Source organism: Hydrogenophaga sp. (assembly GCF_019264445.1).
In the GTDB taxonomy this organism is placed as follows: domain Bacteria; phylum Pseudomonadota; class Gammaproteobacteria; order Burkholderiales; family Burkholderiaceae_C; genus Hydrogenophaga.
In genome coordinates this window covers 51,462-71,185 of the sequence record NZ_JAHVAB010000058.1, presented here as the reverse complement: position 1 = coordinate 71,185, position 19,724 = coordinate 51,462, and the positions used below count along the sequence as shown (strand labels likewise).

Sequence of the window (19,724 nt, the reverse complement as noted above, 5' to 3'; positions counted from 1 at the left end):
AAGACCACAACTGCCCGCATCTTCACTTGCGACGCACGACCTTGACCCCTGGCACATCGCCCACCACGGACATGGCACGCATGACCTGCCTCGCATCCGACACTTCGATGGTGAAAGTCATCCAGGCCACGTCACGCACCGACTGCGTCTGCACACCAATCACATTCATTTTTTCGCGGGCAAACACGTCGGAGATGTCCCGCAGCAAACCCTGTCGATCCTGAGCTTCGATGGCCACATCCACCGGATACACGGCGGCTCGCCCGTCGCGCTCTGGCGCACCATGGCCGCTCCACTCCACCTCGATCACGCGGTCGGGATTCTTGCGCTGCAGGTGAGCAAAGTCACTGCAGTCCGTGCGGTGGACGCTGACCCCTTTGCCACGTGTGATGAAGCCACCGATGTCATCAGGTGGCGCAGGCTTGCAGCATTTGGCCAGCTGCGTCATGAGCGACTCCACGCCCACCACAAGCACACCGCCAGTCGGTTGGCCGGAAGACTTGCGAGGCTTCTTGAGCCATGCGGGCACCTCAGAGGGCGCCTCGGGCGCAGGCGGGCGCAGGTGCGTCTCGATCGCGCGCAGGGAAAGTTCGTCTTTGCCGACTTGCTCGAACAGTTCTTGCGCGGAAGGCAAGCCCATTGAAACCGCCAGATCGTCGAGCTTCAGCGCGGTCTTGCCCTCACGCTGCAACAGCTTTTCCACCGCCTCGCGCCCACGCGCCGTGGTCTCCTCCATGGCCTGCGCGTTAAACCACGCACGCACTTTGCTCTTGGCGCGATGGCTGACGAGGTAACCGAGTTCCGCATTGAGCCAGTCGCGCGAAGGTCCGCCTTCTTTGGCCGCCGTGATCTCGACGGTCTGCCCGTTCTGCAATGGCGTGTTGAGCGTGACCATGGCGCCATCGACACGCGCGCCGCGGCACCGATGCCCAAGGTCGGTGTGCACGGTGTAGGCAAAGTCCACCGCAGTAGCGCCCTGCGGAAGCTCAACGATGGCCGCATCTGGTGTGAGCACGTAGATGCGATCGTCGAACAAGCCCTGTGCCGTGCCGCTCAGGTCACGCTCCCACGCCAGAAGCTGGCGCAAGACGGCGATCTTGGCGTCGTACTCGGAGCTGGCCGACACACCGGCGTAGCCTTTGGCGCCAGCCTCCTTGTAAGCCCAATGTGCCGCCACACCGTGCTCGGCATGGTCGTGCATGGCCTGTGTGCGAATCTGGATCTCGAACGCCCTGCCCTCTGCATCTCGCACCACCGTGTGCAAGGATTGGTAGCCGTTGGGTTTGGGTTTGGCGATGTAGTCGTCAAACTCGTCCGGCACGGGCGCATACCCTGCATGCACGTGAGCCAGCGCCGTGTAGCAATCGGCCATATCGGGCACGATCACGCGCAACGCCCGAATGTCGAACACCTGCTCGAAACCGAGTGACTTCCCGCGCATCTTCTTGACGATGCTGTAGATGTGTTTGGGCCGCCCTTGCACCGACGCGGCAATGCCGTGCTTCTGCAACTCAGCCTCGAGCCGCTGGCGCACTTGCTCCACATGCGCCTCGCGCTCCGCGCGCTTTTCATCCAGCAAACGGGCAACATGCTTGTAGGTCTGAGGCTCAAGGAAGCGGAAGGCCAGATCTTCCATTTCCCATTTGATCTGCCAAATACCCAGCCGGTTGGCCAGCGGCGCAAACACGTGGAGCGATTCTGCAGCCAAGGCCTCGCCAGGTTCACCCTTCGTGGCCGCAAAGTAGCGCAACGTCTGCAACCGGGAGGCCAGCCGCAGCATGACCACACGCAAGTCACGCGAAAAGGCGAGCAGCATCTTGCGCACGTTCTCGGTCTGGCTGGCTGCCAGCTCTGACATGGGCACCTTGCCGGGCGCGACCACCGGCAAGTCCTGCTCCTGCGCAGCCAGGCGCTCGACCTCTTTTTTCGCAGACGCTGCTGCCGCCTTGATGCGGGCCTGCCGCTGCAGTTGCACCAGCTTGGTGGTTTCCACGGCCAGCGCCGCGAAGTTGTCACCAAAGGCCTTGGCAATCACTTCCTGCGGGCGGTTGAGATGTTGGCAAGCGTAGACCAGATACGCCGCGGCCTGCATCGCTTCAGAGCCGCCGATGTCATGCAACACGCCAGCCACGGCGTCGGCATGGGCAAGGGTGTTCTCGCCAGTGTCCAGTTGCTCGCTGTCGAGCAAAGGTTCGGCGAATGCCCGGGCGCGCGCCAACGCATGCGCCTGCTTGGGCAGACTGTCTGACGTGGCCGCCACGATGGCCGACGGAACGACCGGTGTACGTTCGTTCGCGGCCACTGCACTCACCGCAGCGGGTGACGACGAGGGAATCGATCGCTTCATTTCTCGCTCGCTGCCACTCCATCAGACCAGAGGAAATCCCGGACGGCAGCCACCTGATCATCGGAAACCAGCGTGGGCGCGTGCCCCACGCCATCAAACACCACGCAGCGCGCTTTGGGTCCGCGTTGCGTCATTTCACGCGCCGTCGCCGCGGACAGCAGATCCGACTGCCCTCCCCGCAAGAGCAGCGTGGGTGAAGTGATGGCGTCGTACAAGGTCCAGAGCAAGGCCTCCCCATCGCGGGCGACTTGGCGTGCCTGCGCCTGATCACTCATGCCAACCAGGGCTTTGACGGGCAGCGCAATCGCGGGATCGTAGTGCAACCACCAACGCCCGTCCCGCTCGCGAAGCAACGGCAGGGACAGCGCTCGCCACTGCTCGGGCGTGTGGGGACCAAAACCGGCAGAGATCGAGGCAAGGTAATGAATGGCGGCCGCCTCGCTGTCAAACGAGGGATTCGCACCGAGGTAAGTGCCGATGCGCAGCAGGGCTTCCCACTGGATGGCAGGACCCACGTCATTGAGCACCAGGCGACGCGGCGCAAGCTCTGCCCGGGCTGCCAACGCCATGCCGATGAGCCCACCCATGCTGGTGCCCACCCAGTCGATCACGACGGCTGCATTCTCCGCGCGCAGATGCATCAACAAGGCCGCCAGATCCGCTGCATAAGTGGGCACTTGATAGCCCATGGGATCGTCCAGCCAGTCGCTGTGCCCACGACCGGCCACATCCACGGCGATAACACGAGCACGTTCGGACAGTGCCCTGGCCAGCACATCGAAATCCCGACCCTGTCGGGAGAGCCCATGGACGCAGACGACAACACGTCCAGACTCCCCGTCGCGGCTGGACCAATCCCAGAAGGCCATTTGGCGCGGTTGTCCACCGCGAGCGGTGGGGCCGGGAACGGCCAAGTGGTTGAGGATCGGTTCTTGCATGGATTCCATAGGGTCAGTGCACGCCAAAGTGCGTACTTGATAATGCTTTGAGCGCTTTTCAACCCATCGTACTGGAACTGGAGTTCAACCATGCTTGCCAATAAAACCGCCCTCGTCACCGGATCCACCAGCGGCATCGGCCTGGGCATCGCCAAAGCCCTGGCGCGACAAGGCGCCAACATCGTTCTCAACGGATTTGGTGACGCAGATGGCCCCAAAGCCGAGATCGCAGCGCTGGGCGCCAAGGTGGCGTATCACGGGGCGGACATGAGCAAACCGGACGAAATCGAAGCCATGATGGCATTCGCCGCCAGCACATTCGGACAGGTCGACATTCTGGTGAACAACGCAGGCATTCAGCACGTGGCCCGAGTGGAGAACTTCCCGGTCGAGCGGTGGGATGCGGTGATCGCCATCAACCTGAGCAGCGCGTTTCACGCCAGCCGTCTGGCTCTGCCCGCGATGCAGAAATCCAACTGGGGCCGCATCATCAACGTGGCGTCTGTGCATGGTCTGGTGGGGTCGGCAGAAAAGTCGGCCTATGTCGCGGCCAAGCATGGCATCGTGGGTCTGACCAAGGTGACCGCACTCGAAAACGCCACCTCAGGAGTCACTTGCAATGCGATCTGCCCCGGCTGGGTGCTCACACCCCTGGTGCAAAAACAAGTTGACGCAAAAGCGGCCGCGCAAGGTATCTCCAACGACCAGGCCACGCGGCAGCTGCTGGGCGAGAAGGAGCCGTCCATGCAATTCACCACCCCCGAGGAGCTGGGTGAGCTGGCGGTGTTTTTCTGCTCGCCGGCCGGCAACAACGTGCGCGGCGTGGCCTGGAACATGGACGGTGGCTGGGCCGCGCAGTAATCACCGCATCCAGAAAGAAAAAAGGCCCGGTACTGACCGGGCCTTTTCAATTATCTGGGGTGGCTGATGGGACTCGAACCCACGACAACAGGAATCACAATCCTGGACTCTACCAACTGAGCTACAGCCACCGCAAGCTTGGAATTATAGCTTGAACTGAAGGCGCATCAGCGCGCCGGCGATGCAGCCGCGGGCTCCGGAACCAGGATCCGAACCTTGAAGCGCTCTTTCAATGTTTCAACGTAGGCCTCGTTCTCGGCCGAAGCCCACCATTGGCTGTACTGCTGCACCTCCTGACTGAGCGCCTGGGCAGGACGCACATCGCGCGGCAAGACTTTTTCGACTTTCACCACAACGTAACCCTGGTCACCGAGGTTCACCCCCACCCATGCGGGCAAGGCCTTGGAATCGGCGCTGAGCGCAGCCGTGAGCACGGGCAGCGCAAGGCCTTGGGCATTCTCACGCGACACAGCCGTCGCAGCCCCCAGCCCCTTGACATCGGCGCCGGACTTGGCTGCCTGCAACTGCTTCTCGCCCTCAGCCCGGGCCAGCTCGGCCGATCGTGTCGCCACGAGCCGCCTTCTGACCTCATCGCGCACTTCGGCCAGCGGTCGGGTGTGTGCGGCGGTGTGATTGATGACGCGGGCAGAGACGAGTTGGCCGGACCCGGTATCGATGGCCTCGGTGTTGCGTTTCTTGTCCAGCGACTCGGTGTCAAAGAGCGCACCCAGGAGACGCTCGTTGGCCAGCACGCCGCTCACACCCGCTTGCGGCTGGCGCTGCACGGTGGCCTTCCGGATCTGCAGCTTGAGACGATCGGCTGCAGGCTTGAGCGTGTCAGGCTGCTCGTACACAAGGTTGCTGAAGGTGTCGGCCGCTTCCGCAAACTGCTTCTGCGCTTGCTGCTTCTTCAAATCAGCCTCGATCTCTGCCCGCATGGATTCGAAGCTGCGCACGGGAGGCGCCTTCACGTCGGTGAGCTGGATGATGTGAAAACCGAACTCGGTCTCGACCAGGTCGGAGATGGCGTCTTTCTTGAGCGAAAACACCACGTCTTCGAAGGGTTTGACCATTGCGCCTCGACCGAAGTAGTCGAGATCGCCTCCGTTGGCGGCGGAGCCCGGGTCCTGCGACTGGGCCTTGGCGACCTCGGCAAAGCTCGCCGGTTTCGCACGAACCTGCGCCAGCAGCGTCTCGGCGCGCTGCCGCACGGCATCCTTGTCAGCGGCCGAAGCACCGGCGGGCACAGTCAGCAGGATGTGACGAGCACGACGCTCCTCCGTACCAGAGAGGCGTGAGGCATTTTGGTCGTAATAGGCACGGACATCGGCCTCGTTGAGCGCCACCGAACCTTGCAACGCCGCAGCGTCCAGCACGAGGTACTCGATCTCCGCTTGCTCCGGCGCCTGAAACAGCGCCTGGTTGGCGTTGTAAAAGCCTTCCACATCCGCATCAGCGGGCTTGACCTGCGCGGCGAATTCGCCAGCCGCGAAGCGCGCCACACGCACTTCGCGGCGTTCAAAGAAAGCATTGAGCGAAATGGATGCCAATGCCGTGGGGGCAAAACCCGACCCCAGAATGCCCTGCGATACCTGCCGCTGCGACAGGTCCGCACGCACACGCGCTTCAAACATTTCAGGCGTCATGCCCTGGCGGCTGACGAGCTGTCGGTACGCTTCCACATCCAGCGAACCATCGGCCTTGCGGAGGGCGGCGATAGCTTCGTTTTGCTGCAAGTCTCTGGCCAGGCGGGCATCGCTGGTGTACAAATTGAGCTTGCTGGCGGCCGCGCTGAGGAGCCGCTGGCGCACCAGACGCTCCAGGGTCGCATAACGCGCGCCGTCGCTGTCGAGCAAGCGCGCGTCGAGGGTGGGCATGGCTTCGCGAAGCCGCTGCGACTCCTGCTGATGAGCCTGGTCCCATTCCGCTTTCGTGATCTCTTTTCCATCCACGGTGGCCACAGGCTGACCACTCTCGTTGAAGCGCGTGTAGCCCTCGATGCCGAACAACACGAACGAGGGGATGATCAGGATCATCAGGAAGCCCATGAGGTACTTCTTGTGATTGCGGATGGAATCGAACATGCCTTGAGCCCTGCTACTTCAAAAACCGAAAGGCGTTGTCGTTGCCGACAACAAAAAAGGCGAACCCGGGTTCGCCTTTTCGATGGTGGTGGGTGCTGACGGGGTCGAACCGCCGACCTACGCCTTGTAAGGGCGCCGCTCTACCGACTGAGCTAAGCACCCCACCGGAAAATCGGAAAGCGCATCAGTTCAGCGCATCCTTGAGTGCCTTGCCCGGACGGAACTTCGGCACTTTGGCGGCCTTGATTTTAATCTCAGCGCCCGTGCGGGGGTTGCGGCCCTTGCGGGCGGGGCGCTTGGTCACTGCAAACGAGCCGAAGCCGACCAGCGACACCGTGCCGCCCTTCTTCAACGTGGTGCGGATCGCCGTGATGGTGGAGTCCAGTGCACGCGTTGCGGCCGCCTTGGAAATATCGGCGTGCTTGGCAATGTGTTCGACGAGTTCTGTTTTGTTCACAAATAGCCCCTCTTGAAGTGAATTGAATGTTCCGTTAGGACAGGTTTTTTTCCGGAGACGGCGAGGGCCGCGGGCAAAAAAACCTTGATCGCTCTAGACCGCAGGACGATGCCAACACCGTGGCAACCGCTGGGTGATTAGACCCACTGGGCACAACCCCTGTCAATACACGAGGGGAGACAGTCCAGCCCTGCCGGCGCAAGAGGCGAGATTCTAGACGCTTTCAAATGCGCGCTGCATGCGCAACAAAATGTCGCAACATGCAAGCTAGGCCGCGCGCGAATCTCCTCGGATTCAGATCGCGGCAGCGATGGCGCGGCCCACATCCGCGGTCCCTGCGGTGCCACCGAGATCAGCGGTGCGCGGTGCACCACTGTCGGGCTGCAGCACAGCCTCAATGGCTTGCATGATCGCGTCGTGCGCACCACGATGGCCCAGAAAATCGAGCATCATCGCGCCGCACCAGATCTGACCAATGGGATTGGCGATGCCCTTGCCTGCAATATCTGGCGCAGAGCCATGCACCGGCTCGAACAGCGAGGGGTGTTCACGCGTGGGATTGAGGTTGGCGCTGGGTGCAATGCCGATGGTGCCGGTACACGCTGGGCCGAGATCACTGAGGATGTCGCCAAACAGATTGCTGCCGACCACGACATCGAAGAAGTCAGGCCGCTGCACGAAGTGCGCAGTGAGGATGTCGATGTGGAACTTGTCCACCTTGACATCCGGATACTCCTTGGCCATTTCAGCCACGCGCTCGTCCCAGTACGGCATGGTGATCGCGATACCGTTGGATTTGGTGGCACTCGTCAGGTGCTTCTTCGGCCGCGAGCGTGCCACCTCGAATGCGTGGCGCAGAACGCGGTCCACGCCGATGCGCGACATCACCGTTTCCTGCACCACGATCTCGCGGTCGGTGCCTGCATACATGCGCCCGCCAATGCTGGAGTATTCGCCTTCGGTGTTCTCGCGCACGATGACCATGTCGATCTCGCCAGGAGCGCGCGGGCTGCCATCGCGGCGCACGACAGGTGCCGTGACACCGGGCATGAGGCGGGCGGGCCGGATGTTGACGTACTGGTCGAACTCGCGGCGAAACATCAGCAGTGAGCCCCAGAGCGAAATGTGGTCGGGCACCTTGTCAGGCCAGCCCACCGCGCCAAAGTAGATCGCGTCGTGCCCACCGATCCGGGCTTTCCAGTCGTCGGGCAGCATCTTGCCGTGGCGTTCGAAATACGCGCAGCTGGAGAAGTCAAAGTGGTCGAATTGCAGGTCAATGCCGAACTTCGTGGCGGCAGCCTCCAGAACGCGAATGCCTTCCGGCATGACTTCGGTGCCGATACCGTCTCCGGCGATGACGGCGATGCGGTGTTTGCTCATGGTTGTTCCTTCGAATCAGATTGGAAAAATGACAGGGCTTCGGCAGACAGCTGCTCAGGCGCTTCTTCCGCCATGTAGTGACCACACGGCAGGCTGCGGCCGGTCACGTTGGCAGCGCGCTCGCGCCAGAGCGCCAGCACATCGAAGCAACGCGCCACCGTGGCATGTTCGCCCCAGAGGACGCGCAACGGCTGCGGCAGCCGTCGGTCGGCGGCGATGTCTGCGCGGTCGTGATCAAGATCGACGCTGGCACTGGCGCGGTAGTCCTCGCAAATGGCAACGGCCGTGCCAGGCTGAACAGCACAGCGCTCGTATTCGGCCAGCGCCCCCGGATCAAACGCACCCAGGCCCGCGTGCCGGCTCCCCATGACGCTGCGCACATAGCGCGCTGGGTCGGCGTCGATCAGCGCTTCGGGCAACGGCGAAGGCTGGATGAGAAAGAACCAGTGCCAGTAAGCGCGCGCAAAGGCCTCGCCCGTCTGCGCGTACATGGCCAGCGTGGGCGCGATGTCAAGCAGCATCAGGCGGCGCACGGCGGCCGGGTGGTCTGCCGCAAGCCGGTGCGCCACGCGCGCGCCGCGATCGTGGGCAAGCACGTCAAAGTGCGCGAACCCGTGGTGCGCCATGACGGCCAAGGCATCCAGCGCCATCTCGCGCTTGCTGTAGTTGAGGTGGGCGGCGTCGGCGCTCGGTCGGGCGGAGTCGCCGTAGCCGCGCAGGTCCATCAACACCAGCGTGAAATGCCGGGCCAGCGCAGGGGCGACCCGGTGCCACATGGCCATGCTTTGCGGATGACCGTGAAGCAGCAGCAACGCAGGCCCCTCGCCACCGATGCGCGTGTGCAGGGTCACGCCATTGCGCTGTACCGGATGGGATGGAAATGCACTCAACATGGGCGCCAGCATAGCTCGCATCGCGGCAATAATTAAGCAATTGATTAATTCTCAAAGGGAAACAATTGGACCGCGCCGATCTCGAGCTTGTGTTGGCTGTGCGGCAGCACGGCAGTCTGGTGACGGCCGCTCGTGCGCTGCGCGTGGCGCCCTCGGCCGTGACCAAGCGCCTCGCATCGCTGGAAGAACGGCTGGGCTTGCGGTTGTTCCAGCGGACAACCCGCCGCGTGAGCCCCACTGCCGAGGGTGACACGCTGTGCGAACGCGCGGTGCATCTGCTGCGCGCGTTCGAAGAAGTCGAGACGGAATTGCGCGAGCGTCAGGCAGAGCCGGCGGGGCCGATCCGCCTGGCGGCCACCTTCGGCTTCGGCCGGCTGTGGGTCGGGCCCGCGCTCGCCGCGTTTCAGGCAAGGTATCCGGGCACGCAAGTGCAACTGCAACTCACCGAGCAACTGCCCGACCTTGCCGTGGAAGGCTTAGATGCGGCCATCTGGCTGTGGGATGCCCCCACCGAACGCGCCGCCGAGTGGGTGTCGCGCCGGCTGGCGACCAATCAGCGCGTGCTGGTGGCCACACCCGCTTACCTGCAGCGCCGCGGCACACCCGACAGCTTGCAGGCGTTGGTCAACCACAGTTGCCTGGTGGTGAGGGAAAACGGCGAAGCACCAGGGCGGCGCTTTGACCACTGGCGGCTGCAGGCCAAGGGGGACACGCAGATCAAGCACGTGCCCGTGGGCGGTGCGCTTTCCAGCAACTCAGGGGAGCTCGTGCGCGACTGGTGCCTTGCAGGACACGGCATCATGCTGCGCAGCCTGTGGGACATCGAAGAAGCGCTGCAGACAGGGCAGCTGGTGCGGGTGCTGCCCGACTGGAGCCAGCAGGACGCCGACATCCACTGGCTGGCCCCCTGGCGAGCGGTGGTCCCTCGCCGCATCGCGCTGTTGCAGGCCCACTTGGCGCAGTCGCTGGGCACAGAACCCTGGCGCCCCAAGCCGGGGCGCCGCTGATCACCGAGGCGCCCGCACCACCAGGCTCACGCCAAAGGCGGTGAGTGCCGTGCCGGCCAGCGTGACGGCGGTGATGGGTTCCGCAAACAGCACCCAGGCGATCAACGCGGTGCACGGCGGCACGAGATACATCAGGCTCGTGACGGATGCCGCCGCGCCACGCTGAATGAGCATGTAAAGCAGCGAACTGCCGCCCAGCGTGAGGCCCAGTACCGACCAGGCCATGGCGCCCAGAAGCTCACCATTCCAGTCCATCAGCTCCGCTTCGAGCAGCGTGAGCGGCAGGGTGACCAGCAGCGCCGCGAGCAGTTGCACGGCATTGGCCGTGCGCACGTCGCAGGCCTGCACAAACCGCTTCTGGTACAGCGTGCCCACCGTGATGGCCAGCAGCGCCATCACGGCAAACGAAAGATTGAGCCAGTTCGCCTGGTCGCCCGGACCGCCCGCACCGAATTTGCGCGAGACCACCAGCACCAGACCCGCAAAACCGAGCACCAGCCCGAGCCACTGGCGCCTGGACACTTTGGCGCCTGTGCCCGACAGCCAGATGGCGGTGAGCACCGGCTGCAAACCCACGATGAGCGACGACAGGCCGGAGCCCATGCCCGCCTTGACCGCGGCCCACACGCCCCCGAGATAACCGGCGTGCATCAGCACGCCTGTGACGGCCAGATGAAACCACTGCGCCCGCGAAGTGGGCCACTTCACGCCCGCGAGCACGATCCAAGGCAGGAAGCACGCGATGGACAGGGCGTAGCGCACCGCGAGGAACTTCATCGGTGGGGCGTGCGGCATGCCATAGCGCGCCACGATAAAACCGGTGCTCCAGATGAGCACGAACACCCAGGGCATGGCGCGCAGCCACGCGTTGTCTTGCGCGGGGGTATTCATCGAAAGGCTTTCAGCGCGACTTGGCGCGAATCTCGGGAATGGCTTTCTGCAGGTAGTACACCATCGACCACACCGTGAGTACCGCCGAGATCCAGATCAGCCACGTGCCCCAGAGCTGGGTATCGATCACGCCCAGCAGCTTGCCGTGGAACAGCAGGAAAGGAATGGCCACCATCTGCACCGTTGTCTTCACCTTGCCGATCATGTGCACGGCCACGCTCTTGGTCGCTCCGATGATCGCCATCCACTCGCGCAACGACGAAATGGCAATTTCGCGGCCGATGATGATGAGCGCAACAAACACATCGGCACGGTCCAGATGCACCAGCACCAGCAGGCTGGCGCAGACCAGGAACTTGTCGGCCACGGGGTCGAGGAAGGCGCCGAAGGCCGATGTCTGGTTGAGCTTGCGGGCCAGATAGCCGTCGGCCCAATCCGTCAGCGCGAACACGACAAAAAGCACCGTGGCCACCGTGTTCTGTTGCGCGAGGCTCAAGCTCTCCACATAAAACACCCCAATGATCAGCGGGATGGCAACGATGCGAGCCCAGGTGAGCAGGGTGGGGAGGTTGAAGAACATGGTGCGGATTATGCGTTGGTGATCTGTCAAGCGGGATCGGGCTGGTCGGTCAGTGCAGCGCGCGGTAGATGGCATCGGCGAGATCGGCGGAAATGCCCTCAACGGTGGCGAGGTCCTCCACGCTGGCCGACGCCACGCCGCGCACGCCCCCAAAGCGTTGCAGCAGGCGCGCACGCTTCTTGGGGCCGACGCCGGGAATGTCTTCGATCTTGCTGCCGCCCGTGCGCACCTTGGCACGCTGGGCACGCATGCCGGTGATGGCAAAACGGTGGGCTTCGTCGCGGATCTGGGCCACCAGCATGAGCGCCGCCGAATCGTGGCCGAGGTACACCTTCTCGCGCCCGTCGGCAAACACCAGCTCCTCCAGGCCGACCTTGCGGCCCTCGCCTTTTTCCACACCCACGATGAGCGACAGGTCCAGCCCCAGCTGCTCAAACACCTCCCGAGCCATGCTCACCTGGCCTTTGCCACCGTCAATGAGCACCAGGTCAGGCATGCGTGGCCCGGCCACCGCCTCCACCGTGGGTTCGGCGGCAGCCGGCTCATCGGCCCTATCGGGCGCGACATCCACACCAACGGGAGCCGGCTCGACCGCTTCCCCTTCTGCGCGCATCGCCTCGGCGATCTTCCCGTAGCGGCGCAGCAGCACCTGCCGCATGGCGGCGTAGTCGTCGCCCGGTGTGATGCCGTCGATCTTGTAGCGGCGGTACTGGCTGTTCTGCATCTTGTGGGCTTCAAACACCACGCACGAAGCCTGCGTGGATTCGCCCGCCGTGTGTGAGATGTCGAAGCACTCGATGCGCAGCGCATCGAGCTGGTCGTCGGGCAAGTGCAGCGCGTCGGCCAGCGCGCGCGTGCGCGCCTGCTGGCTGCCCTCCTCGGCCAGCAAACGGGCCAGCGCAATGTCGGCGTTCTTCTGCGCCATCTCCAGCCAGATGCGACGGTGCTCGCGCGGGTTGTGCACGGCGTTCACCTTGGCGCCGATCTGCTCCGTCAGCGCATCCAGCAAAGGCTTGCCCACCGGGTGGCTGGTGACCAGCGTGTGCGGCATGGCCACGCCGAGGTAGTGCTGCGCAATAAAGGCTTCCAGCACCTGCACAGCCACACGCTCGGCGGGGTCAGCGGGCTGTGTGTTCGCACCGGCCTCTTCGGCCAGGGCACTGTCGATGGCCGTGGCGTCGTCCACGTGGGCCGGGAAATAGGGACGGTCCCCGAGATGGCGCCCGCCGCGGATCATGGCCAGGTTCACGCAGGCCCGCCCGCCATGCACTTTGACCGCGAGCACATCGACGTCCTTGTCCGACACCGTGTCCATCGCCTGCTGATGCAACACGCGTGAGAGCGCGCTCATCTGGTTGCGGATCTCTGCCGCCTGCTCGAACTCCAGCTTTTCGGCATGCACAAGCATGCGCTGCTCCAGCGCATCCAGCACGGCCTGCGTCTCGCCGCGCAGGAAACGCTCGGCATCGCGCACATCTTGCGCGTACAACTCGTGATCGATCAGGTCCACGCAGGGGCCGCTGCAACGTTTGATCTGGTAGAGCAGGCAGGGCCGCGTGCGGTTGGCAAACACGGTGTCTTCGCAGGTGCGCAGGCGGAACACCTTCTGCAGCAGCGTAATGGACTCCTTCACCGCCCATGCGCTGGGGTAAGGGCCGTAATAGCTGTGCCGCCGGTCCACCACGCCACGGTAGTACGCCATGCGAGGAAACGCCGCCGAGGGCGAAAGCGGCCTGGCCGATGGCTTGAAGGCCTCGCGCGTGCCGGTGATCTTGAGATAGGGGTAGCTCTTGTCGTCGCGAAACAGGATGTTGAACTTCGGGTTCAACGTCTTGATGAGGTTGTTCTCCAGCAGCAGCGCCTCGGCCTCGGAGCGCACCACCGTGGTCTCCATGCGCACGATCTTGCTGATCATGTGGCCGATGCGCGTGCCGTCGTGGCTCTTCTGGAAGTAGCTCGACACGCGCTTCTTCAGGTTGCGCGCCTTGCCCACGTACAGCAGTTGCCCCTGGGCATCAAAGTAGCGGTACACCCCGGGCAGGCCTGGCAAGGCCGCCACTTCGTTGAGCAGTTGTTCGGAATGCGCGTCGGACATGGGCGCGTATTGTGGCCCGTCCCCGCCACCCTCGGGACGAGCGGGTCTCAGCGCGAGCCGAGCGTCTTGCGAAAGAAGGCGAGGATCGCCTGCGCGGCCTTGTCGCGCGCGGTGCGGTCGCCCTGCACATGAGCGCCGATGGCGCTGCACGATTGCCGCATGACCGTTTGCACGGCTTCGCCGTTCAGGCGCTGGCCGGTGTTGCGGTCGTAGGTGATCAGGGTGTCGATGTCCATCTCCAGCGGACAGGTCTCCAGCGTTCGCTGCGCGCCTCGCACGTTGATGCGGCGGATGTCATCCTGGTCGAACTTGTGCCTCGCGCCTTCCAGCGTGAGGAACTCCACTGGCGTTCCCGTCTTGGCGATGCGCTCGGCGTAGTCGCGGCAGGGGCCGATGGGCGCGTAATCGTCGGCATCGCCATGCACCCACAGCATCGGGGCCTTGATGGAAAACACATCGAGCTTGACCACCAGCCGGAACGTGCCCACACAGCCGCCCGCGTACACCGGCACGTGGGCCGCAAACCGCAGTCCATCAGGCAGCCGCTGCGACGCCGCGATGCGCACCACCGACGTGCGCCATGCGGTGATGCCCCCGCGCGAAAAGCCCATGATGGCAATGCGCGCCGGGTCAACCCGGGGATGACTGGCCACCAGCTTGAGTGCCGCAAACGCGTCGGCGATGTCGGCGGCAAACGGCACCTGCGACTGGTCCTCGGCGGTGCTCTTTACACCCCGCGGCCCGAACGAATCCACCGCGAGCACGGCGATGCCCGCCGCATTGAACTGCTTCGGCCAGAAGTCCAGCATGGCGTCGTAGATGCCGCCCGAGCCGTGCATCAGCACCACCGCGGGACCGCGCTCGGTGCCCTGCGGCAGGAACCAATGGCCCACCGGTTGCGCTGGCTCGCCCTGCCCGGGGCCCTTGAGCAACTCCAGCAAGCTGCGCGGTGTGCTGCTGGCAAAAGCGTAACGGCCTGTCGGCGGGCCGGCACTCATGTCGGCAATGAGTTCCTGCGCCGCGAGCAGCGGCGAAAAAAGCGCCAGCACGATCGCCAGCCACCAGGGAATGAAGCGTTTGGCCATGGTGTGTCCCCAGCGCATTCAGCGGCCCGGTGGGCCCGTGCTGCAGCGCCCGCAAACTGTAGCCCCGACAATGGCGCGCATGCAATGGGACATTTTCTGCAGAGTCATCGACAACTTCGGTGACGTCGGGGTGTGCTGGCGGCTGTCGGCCGATCTGGCGCGGCGTGGCGAACGGGTGCGCCTCTGGCTGGACGACCCACAGGCACTGGACTGGATGGCACCCGGCGGCCTGCCCGGCATTGAGGTGCGTCACTGGACGTCGCCCCTGTCCGTGCCGAAAGAGCCACTGGCAGATGTCTGGATCGAGGCCTTTGGCTGCGAGCCGCCGCCAGAGTTTGTAGAGGCGATGGCAACGCAAGTCGCCGCCGGCGCGCGCCCGCCGGTCTGGATCAATCTGGAGTACCTGAGCGCTGAGCCTTACGTCGAGCGCTCCCACCGCCTGCCCTCGCCCGTCATGAGCGGCCCGGCTCGCGGCCTGGCCACCAAATGGTTCTTCTACCCTGGGTTCACGGACCGCACGGGTGGCCTGCTGCGCGAGGCCGATCTGCCGACACGGCAAGCCGCTTTCGACGCCGACGCGTGGCTGGACCGCACCGGCGTTCCGCTCCCCCGCGGTTCACGGCGTGTCAGCCTGTTCTGCTACGAGCCCGCCGCACTGCCCGATGTGTTGCGGCAGGCCGCCCGGGCGCAAACCCGCAGCGAATGGCTCGTCACCCCCGGGCGCGCGTGGCAGGCGGTGCAACAGGCCGGCCCCGTCGTTGCCAACGACCGAATTCACGCCCTGCCCTGGTTGACCCAGCCCGAGTTCGACCACCTGCTGTGGGCGTGCGACCTGAATTTCGTGCGCGGCGAGGATTCCCTGGCCCGCGCCCTCTGGGCGGGCAAGCCCTTCGTGTGGCACCTCTATCCGCAACACGACAACGCGCACCACGCCAAGCTGGAGGCCTTTCTCGAATGGCTGGATGCGCCCGCCTCCTGGCGCGCGTTTCACCGCGCCTGGAACGGCATGGGGTCCATGCAGGCCGTGTGGCCAGGCGCCGACACGCTGCACGACTGGCATGCCTGCGCTCAAGCCGCGCGCCAGCGGCTGCTCGCCCAGAGCGATCTGTGCAGCCAGCTGATCGGTTTTGTGCAGGAAAAGCGATAAAATTCGAGGCTTTGCGGAAAACCGGACCGGACTCCTTCGGCACCCCGGACCCCGCAAGCCGTCTGCCTCGCCGCACAGACCGCCACCATCAGCTCAGTTTTCGGGTGTCCAGCGCACGCCGGGAGCAAGCGGCCCAACCGTTGGAATCCCTATGAAAATCGCTCAAGAACTCCGCGCCGGCAACGTCATCATGCACGGCAAGGACCCGATGATCGTCCTGAAAACCGAATACAGCCGTGGCGGCCGTGGCGCGGCCACCGTGCGCCTGAAGCTCAAGGCCTTGCTCAACAACATGGCCACCGAAGTCGTCTGCAAGGCCGACGACAAGATGGACCAGATCATTCTGGACAAGAAGGAGTGCACCTACTCCTACTTCGCCGACCCGATGTATGTGTGCATGGACGCCGAGTACAACCAGTACGAAGTCGAAGCCGAAAACATGGGCGACGCCCTGAACTACCTCGAAGACGGCATGACCGTTGAAGTGGTGTTCTACGACGGCAAGGCCATCTCGGTCGAACTGCCCACCAGCGTCGAGCGCGTCATCACCTGGACGGAACCTGCCGTCAAGGGCGACACGTCTGGCAAGGTGCTCAAGCCCGCCAAGATCGCCACCGGCTTCGAAGTGGCCGTGCCGCTGTTTGTGGCGCAGGACGACAAGATCGAGATCGACACGCGCACGGGCGAATACCGCCGCCGCGTCTGAGCCCCCTCGGCGTCGACCCTCGTGAAAAGGCTCCTGCGGGAGCCTTTTCATTTGCCATCGTCTTTTCCCGCCCTGCATGGACCTGATCGCCCGCATCGCTGACGTCATCATCCCGGTCTTCCTGATCGTGGCTGTCGGCTATGGCTATGCGCGCCGTCAGGCGCCAGACATGGGCACCTTCAACCGCATCGCACTCGACGTGCTCGCGCCCGTGCTGGTGTATTCGGCACTCGCCTCGCGGGACTTCGTCATGGCAGAGCACCTCACGCTGCTGGTGGGCGGCGCGGTGATCATTCTGGGCGGCGGCGTGCTGGTCCGGCCCATTTCGGGGCGGCGGTGGCGCTGTTCTAGGTGAGCAACCTGCTGCATTTCTCGGTCGGTGCCCGCATCACCAGCCCCCTCATGATCGCCACCGCACTGGGGTTCCTGAGCGCATTGACCGACGTGCGCCCACACGACGTGATGCTGGCGGGTCTGAAGCTGCTGGGCGACGCGCTGCTGCCGATGATGCTGTTCGCGGCCCTGCGGCCGGCCGTGATGCAGTTCATGCTGGCCGACCGTTACCACCACGAGCCCGACAAGGTCGGTGCCATGATCATGCTGGGCAATGCGCAGGCCGTGGTCTTCGTGCCGCTGGCACTGGCGCTCGCCCTGTGAGCGGCATCATCCGAATCACATGCAAAACAGGAGTGTCCACACCATGGAAGCCACACAAGATCTGAACGAACGCCGCCTGGCAGATGCCTGGGCCGAGCTGCAGACCCACGCCAACGAAGGCCTGCCGCTGCAAGCCGACGCCTACCGTCTCGCCTTTGCCGACCCGGAATTCCTGCTGCGCCGTGAGACCCGCGGCATCCGCTTCCAGCTGGAGATGCTCAAGCCCGACCTCGCCCAGCGCGACGCGGGCATTGAAAACACGATCGTGGTGTTTGGCAGTGCGCGTTTTCGCGAAGCGAGCGAGGCACAGGAGCAGCTGGTGCGCGCCGAGCGCAGCGGCGACGCGCGCGAGATCGCTCGCGCCAAGGCGATGGTGCGCAACGCGCATTACTACACCCACGCGCGCGAATTTGCCCGCACGGTGGCGCGCTACAGCGCCAAGTGCAACAAGGCCGAGCAGCTCTTCATCTGCACGGGCGGCGGCCCCGGCATCATGGAAGCCGCCAACCGGGGCGCACACGACGAAGGCGCGCCCAACGTGGGCCTGAACATCGCCCTGCCGCACGAGCAGGCGGCCAATCCCTACGTGTCACCGGAGTTGAGCTTCAAGTTTCACTACTTCGCGCTGCGCAAGATGCACTTCATGATGCGCGCCAAGGCCTTGCTGGCTTTCCCCGGAGGCTTCGGCACACTCGACGAGCTGTTCGAAGTCATCACGCTGGTGCAATGCAAGAAGGCCAAACCGGTGCCGATCCTGCTGTTCGGCTCGGACTACTGGAAACGCCTGATCAATCTGGATGTGCTCGTTGAAGAAGGCACGATCTCGCCCGAAGACCTCAACCTCTTCAAGTATGTGGATGACCCGCAGACCGCGTGGGAGCACATCCTGAAGTTCTACGACTTGAAGGGCTGAAGGATCACCCCCCGCCGCGCTGCGCGCCCCCCCCTTGAAAGAGGGGCGCACCCTGGGACCGGCAATGCCGGATCCTCGGGTGCTCTGGACAAGGCGCCTCACCTCGGAGAGGGAAGCCGCGTCAGCGGCGCAGGGGGTTACTCCGGCCCCCAGCCGCCACCCAGCGCCTTGTAGAGCGCCACCTGGTTCTGCTGCTGCGCCAGGCGCGTCTGCGCCAGCGCCTGCTGCGTGGTGAAAAGCGAGCGCTGCGCATCCAGCACGTCGAGGAAACTCGCCACACCGTTGCGGTAGCGCAGATCGGCCAGACGGAAGCGCTCGGCCTCTGCAGTGGCCTGCAGCTGCTGGGCACTCAGCTGGTCGCCCAGAGTGGCGCTGCCCGCGAGCGCGTCGGCCACTTCGCGGAACGCGGTCTGGATGGCTTTTTCGTACTGGGCCACCGCGATGTCTCGCGCCGCATTGGATGCGTCGAGGTTGGCGCGGTTGCGGCCGGCATCGAAGATCGGCAACAAGGCCTGCGGTGCGAGCGTGAAACCCCAGGTGCCGTCCTTGAACAGGCCTGAGAGGCTGCTGCTGGCCGTGCCTGCGCTGGCGGTGAGCGAAATGCGCGGGAAGAACGCCGCCCGGGCTGCGCCGATGTTGGCATTGGCGGCGATCAACTGCTGCTCGGCCTGGCGGATGTCAGCACGGCGAGTGAGCAAATCGGATGGCAGGCCGGCGGGCACCTCGCGCAGGATGGAGGCGGCCGGCACGGGCGCCATGGGTACCGCCGCGCCACTGCCGCCAGCGGTATTGGCAGCGGGCATGGTGGGCGGCACCGGCAGCAACTCGGCCGGCGGCGCCTGTCCCACCAGCAGGGTGAGCGCGTTCACGTCCAGCGCACGCAAGCGCCGTTGCTGAGCCAGCGCCGACTGCGCAGCGGCGGTGAGCGACTCGGCCTGGCGCAAATCCAGCGCCGAGGTTGCACCGTTGTCAAAGCGCAGTTTGCTCAGCCGCAGCGAGTCTTCGCGCGTGAGCACGGTGCGCTCGGTCAGGGCCAGCAATTCGTCGTTGGCCTGCAGGCTGAGCCAGGTGCTGGCCACGGCGGCGACCAGGCTGGTCTGCGCGGCGCGATGCGCCTCTTCGCTGGCCAGGTACTGGGCGAGCGCCGCTTCTTTCAATGCCCCCAGACGCCCGAAGAAGTCAATTTCCCAGCTGCTGAGCGCCAGGCCAAAGCTGTACACGCTGGTGATGCCGCCGGTGCCGTCGGGCTGGCGGTTGCCACTGGCGGCCAGACCGATGGAGGGGAACTGGTTGGAGCGGCTGATCTGGTATTGCGCACGAACCTGCTCGATGTTGAGCGTGGCCACGCGCAGGTCGCGGTTGTTCTTGAGTGCGAGTTCGATCAGTTGGCGCAGGCGTGCATCGCCCACGAAATCGCGCCAGGCCACCTCGGCACCCGACGGCACGCCCGCTGCAGCAGCGGGCGCCAGCGCGGGGTACTGCGCATCAACCGGTGCGGCAGGCCGCTCGTACTTGGGAATCATCGAGCACGCCGACAGCGCAGCCACAGCGAGCGCACTCAGCGCAAGCCGCAGCGAGCGACGGGGCGCGAAGTCCAGAGCAGCGGCGGGACGGGCTTGGCCAGTCCGCACGGTGCGCCCCCCTGGAGGGATGGCGCCGAAGGCGGCGCGGGAAGGGGTCATG

At 64.7% G+C, this 19,724-nt stretch carries 18 protein-coding genes and 2 tRNA genes; 7 read left to right on the top strand and 13 right to left on the bottom strand.

Going from position 1 to position 19,724, the window contains the following annotated elements:
* Positions 1-22: 22 nt before the first annotated feature.
* A complete protein-coding gene (locus tag KXJ60_RS11290; protein ID WP_291127246.1) occupies positions 23-2,347 on the bottom strand; it encodes a bifunctional (p)ppGpp synthetase/guanosine-3',5'-bis(diphosphate) 3'-pyrophosphohydrolase in 2,325 nt (774 codons plus the stop codon).
* The gene (locus KXJ60_RS11285) at positions 2,344-3,285 is read right to left on the bottom strand and encodes an alpha/beta hydrolase (RefSeq protein ID WP_291127244.1); all 942 of its coding nucleotides are present in this window, start codon (positions 3,283-3,285) and stop codon (positions 2,344-2,346) included. The genes KXJ60_RS11290 and KXJ60_RS11285 overlap by 4 nt, the downstream gene beginning before the upstream one ends.
* 90 nt (positions 3,286-3,375) lie before the next feature.
* Here KXJ60_RS11285 and KXJ60_RS11280 point away from each other — a divergent pair, with 90 nt between their 5' ends.
* Positions 3,376-4,146, top strand: a complete 771-nt coding sequence (locus tag KXJ60_RS11280) for a 3-hydroxybutyrate dehydrogenase (RefSeq protein ID WP_291127242.1) — start codon at positions 3,376-3,378, stop codon at positions 4,144-4,146.
* A gap of 55 nt (positions 4,147-4,201) precedes the next feature.
* On the opposite strand, the gene KXJ60_RS11275 is transcribed toward KXJ60_RS11280, so the two are convergent.
* From KXJ60_RS11275 to KXJ60_RS11250, 6 genes are all read right to left on the bottom strand, one after another.
* Positions 4,202-4,277: transfer RNA gene (locus KXJ60_RS11275), tRNA-His, on the bottom strand.
* A 36-nt stretch (positions 4,278-4,313) separates the two neighbouring features.
* Positions 4,314-6,230, bottom strand: coding sequence for a SurA N-terminal domain-containing protein (locus KXJ60_RS11270; protein WP_291127240.1), 1,917 nt, complete (start codon positions 6,228-6,230; stop codon positions 4,314-4,316).
* Positions 6,231-6,316: 86 nt separating this feature from the next.
* A tRNA-Val gene (locus tag KXJ60_RS11265) sits at positions 6,317-6,392 on the bottom strand.
* Positions 6,393-6,414: 22 nt separating this feature from the next.
* Positions 6,415-6,687: an HU family DNA-binding protein gene (locus KXJ60_RS11260; protein ID WP_066158910.1), complete on the bottom strand. Its 273-nt coding sequence runs from the start codon at positions 6,685-6,687 to the stop codon at positions 6,415-6,417.
* A 294-nt stretch (positions 6,688-6,981) separates the two neighbouring features.
* On the bottom strand, positions 6,982-8,067 hold the full coding sequence (locus tag KXJ60_RS11255) for a tartrate dehydrogenase (protein WP_291127238.1): 1,086 nt from the start codon (positions 8,065-8,067) through the stop codon (positions 6,982-6,984).
* The gene (locus tag KXJ60_RS11250; RefSeq protein ID WP_291127236.1) at positions 8,064-8,960 is read right to left on the bottom strand and encodes an alpha/beta hydrolase; all 897 of its coding nucleotides are present in this window, start codon (positions 8,958-8,960) and stop codon (positions 8,064-8,066) included. The genes KXJ60_RS11255 and KXJ60_RS11250 overlap by 4 nt, the downstream gene beginning before the upstream one ends.
* Positions 8,961-9,025: 65 nt before the next feature.
* On the opposite strand from KXJ60_RS11250, the gene KXJ60_RS11245 reads away from it, so the two are divergent.
* Positions 9,026-9,967, top strand: coding sequence for a LysR family transcriptional regulator (locus KXJ60_RS11245; protein ID WP_291127234.1), 942 nt, complete (start codon positions 9,026-9,028; stop codon positions 9,965-9,967).
* Here the strand turns inward: KXJ60_RS11245 and KXJ60_RS11240 are convergent, their stop codons facing one another.
* Genes KXJ60_RS11240 through KXJ60_RS11225 form a run of 4 tightly spaced genes read right to left on the bottom strand, consistent with a single transcriptional unit; the run spans position 9,968 to position 14,618 of the window.
* Complete coding sequence (locus KXJ60_RS11240) at positions 9,968-10,858, bottom strand: DMT family transporter (protein WP_291127232.1); 891 nt, start codon at positions 10,856-10,858, stop codon at positions 9,968-9,970.
* Positions 10,859-10,868: 10 nt separating this feature from the next.
* Positions 10,869-11,438: a CDP-diacylglycerol--glycerol-3-phosphate 3-phosphatidyltransferase gene (gene pgsA / locus KXJ60_RS11235; protein WP_291127230.1), complete on the bottom strand. Its 570-nt coding sequence runs from the start codon at positions 11,436-11,438 to the stop codon at positions 10,869-10,871.
* A 49-nt stretch (positions 11,439-11,487) separates the two neighbouring features.
* Positions 11,488-13,533, bottom strand: coding sequence for an excinuclease ABC subunit UvrC (gene uvrC / locus KXJ60_RS11230; RefSeq protein WP_291127228.1), 2,046 nt, complete (start codon positions 13,531-13,533; stop codon positions 11,488-11,490).
* A gap of 47 nt (positions 13,534-13,580) precedes the next feature.
* Positions 13,581-14,618 (bottom strand): dienelactone hydrolase family protein, encoded by a 1,038-nt coding sequence (locus tag KXJ60_RS11225; RefSeq protein ID WP_291127226.1) that lies wholly within the window; start codon positions 14,616-14,618, stop codon positions 13,581-13,583.
* Between the two features lie 79 nt (positions 14,619-14,697).
* Between KXJ60_RS11225 and earP the strand changes: the two genes are divergently transcribed.
* From earP to KXJ60_RS11200, 5 genes are all read left to right on the top strand, one after another.
* Positions 14,698-15,765, top strand: coding sequence for an elongation factor P maturation arginine rhamnosyltransferase EarP (earP, locus tag KXJ60_RS11220; RefSeq protein ID WP_291127224.1), 1,068 nt, complete (start codon positions 14,698-14,700; stop codon positions 15,763-15,765).
* Between the two features lie 151 nt (positions 15,766-15,916).
* Positions 15,917-16,471, top strand: a complete 555-nt coding sequence (efp, locus tag KXJ60_RS11215) for an elongation factor P (RefSeq protein ID WP_291127222.1) — start codon at positions 15,917-15,919, stop codon at positions 16,469-16,471.
* Positions 16,472-16,547: 76 nt separating this feature from the next.
* Positions 16,548-16,826 (top strand): hypothetical protein, encoded by a 279-nt coding sequence (locus KXJ60_RS11210; RefSeq protein ID WP_291127221.1) that lies wholly within the window; start codon positions 16,548-16,550, stop codon positions 16,824-16,826.
* Positions 16,823-17,128, top strand: a complete 306-nt coding sequence (locus tag KXJ60_RS11205; protein WP_291127219.1) for a hypothetical protein — start codon at positions 16,823-16,825, stop codon at positions 17,126-17,128. The genes KXJ60_RS11210 and KXJ60_RS11205 overlap by 4 nt, the downstream gene beginning before the upstream one ends.
* Before the next feature lie 43 nt (positions 17,129-17,171).
* Positions 17,172-18,041, top strand: a complete 870-nt coding sequence (locus KXJ60_RS11200; protein ID WP_291127217.1) for a TIGR00730 family Rossman fold protein — start codon at positions 17,172-17,174, stop codon at positions 18,039-18,041.
* 137 nt (positions 18,042-18,178) lie between these two features.
* Here KXJ60_RS11200 and KXJ60_RS11195 read toward each other — a convergent pair whose 3' ends face one another.
* The gene (locus KXJ60_RS11195) at positions 18,179-19,723 is read right to left on the bottom strand and encodes an efflux transporter outer membrane subunit (RefSeq protein WP_291127215.1); all 1,545 of its coding nucleotides are present in this window, start codon (positions 19,721-19,723) and stop codon (positions 18,179-18,181) included.
* Between the last annotated feature and the right edge of the window lies 1 nt (position 19,724).

What these genes read in the sequence shown, in the direction of transcription:
- KXJ60_RS11290 (WP_291127246.1), bottom strand. Translation starts at nt 2,347, where the DNA reads ATGAAGCGATCGATTCCCTCGTCGTCACCCGCTGCGGTGAGTGCAGTG.
- KXJ60_RS11285 (WP_291127244.1), bottom strand. Translation starts at nt 3,285, where the DNA reads ATGCAAGAACCGATCCTCAACCACTTGGCCGTTCCCGGCCCCACCGCT.
- KXJ60_RS11280 (WP_291127242.1), top strand. Translation starts at nt 3,376, where the DNA reads ATGCTTGCCAATAAAACCGCCCTCGTCACCGGATCCACCAGCGGCATC.
- KXJ60_RS11270 (WP_291127240.1), bottom strand. Translation starts at nt 6,230, where the DNA reads ATGTTCGATTCCATCCGCAATCACAAGAAGTACCTCATGGGCTTCCTG.
- KXJ60_RS11255 (WP_291127238.1), bottom strand. Translation starts at nt 8,067, where the DNA reads ATGAGCAAACACCGCATCGCCGTCATCGCCGGAGACGGTATCGGCACC.
- KXJ60_RS11250 (WP_291127236.1), bottom strand. Translation starts at nt 8,960, where the DNA reads ATGTTGAGTGCATTTCCATCCCATCCGGTACAGCGCAATGGCGTGACC.
- KXJ60_RS11240 (WP_291127232.1), bottom strand. Translation starts at nt 10,858, where the DNA reads ATGAATACCCCCGCGCAAGACAACGCGTGGCTGCGCGCCATGCCCTGG.
- pgsA (WP_291127230.1), bottom strand. Translation starts at nt 11,438, where the DNA reads ATGTTCTTCAACCTCCCCACCCTGCTCACCTGGGCTCGCATCGTTGCC.
- uvrC (WP_291127228.1), bottom strand. Translation starts at nt 13,533, where the DNA reads ATGTCCGACGCGCATTCCGAACAACTGCTCAACGAAGTGGCGGCCTTG.
- KXJ60_RS11225 (WP_291127226.1), bottom strand. Translation starts at nt 14,618, where the DNA reads ATGGCCAAACGCTTCATTCCCTGGTGGCTGGCGATCGTGCTGGCGCTT.
- earP (WP_291127224.1), top strand. Translation starts at nt 14,698, where the DNA reads ATGCAATGGGACATTTTCTGCAGAGTCATCGACAACTTCGGTGACGTC.
- efp (WP_291127222.1), top strand. Translation starts at nt 15,917, where the DNA reads ATGAAAATCGCTCAAGAACTCCGCGCCGGCAACGTCATCATGCACGGC.
- KXJ60_RS11210 (WP_291127221.1), top strand. Translation starts at nt 16,548, where the DNA reads ATGGACCTGATCGCCCGCATCGCTGACGTCATCATCCCGGTCTTCCTG.
- KXJ60_RS11200 (WP_291127217.1), top strand. Translation starts at nt 17,172, where the DNA reads ATGGAAGCCACACAAGATCTGAACGAACGCCGCCTGGCAGATGCCTGG.
- KXJ60_RS11195 (WP_291127215.1), bottom strand. Translation starts at nt 19,723, where the DNA reads ATGACCCCTTCCCGCGCCGCCTTCGGCGCCATCCCTCCAGGGGGGCGC.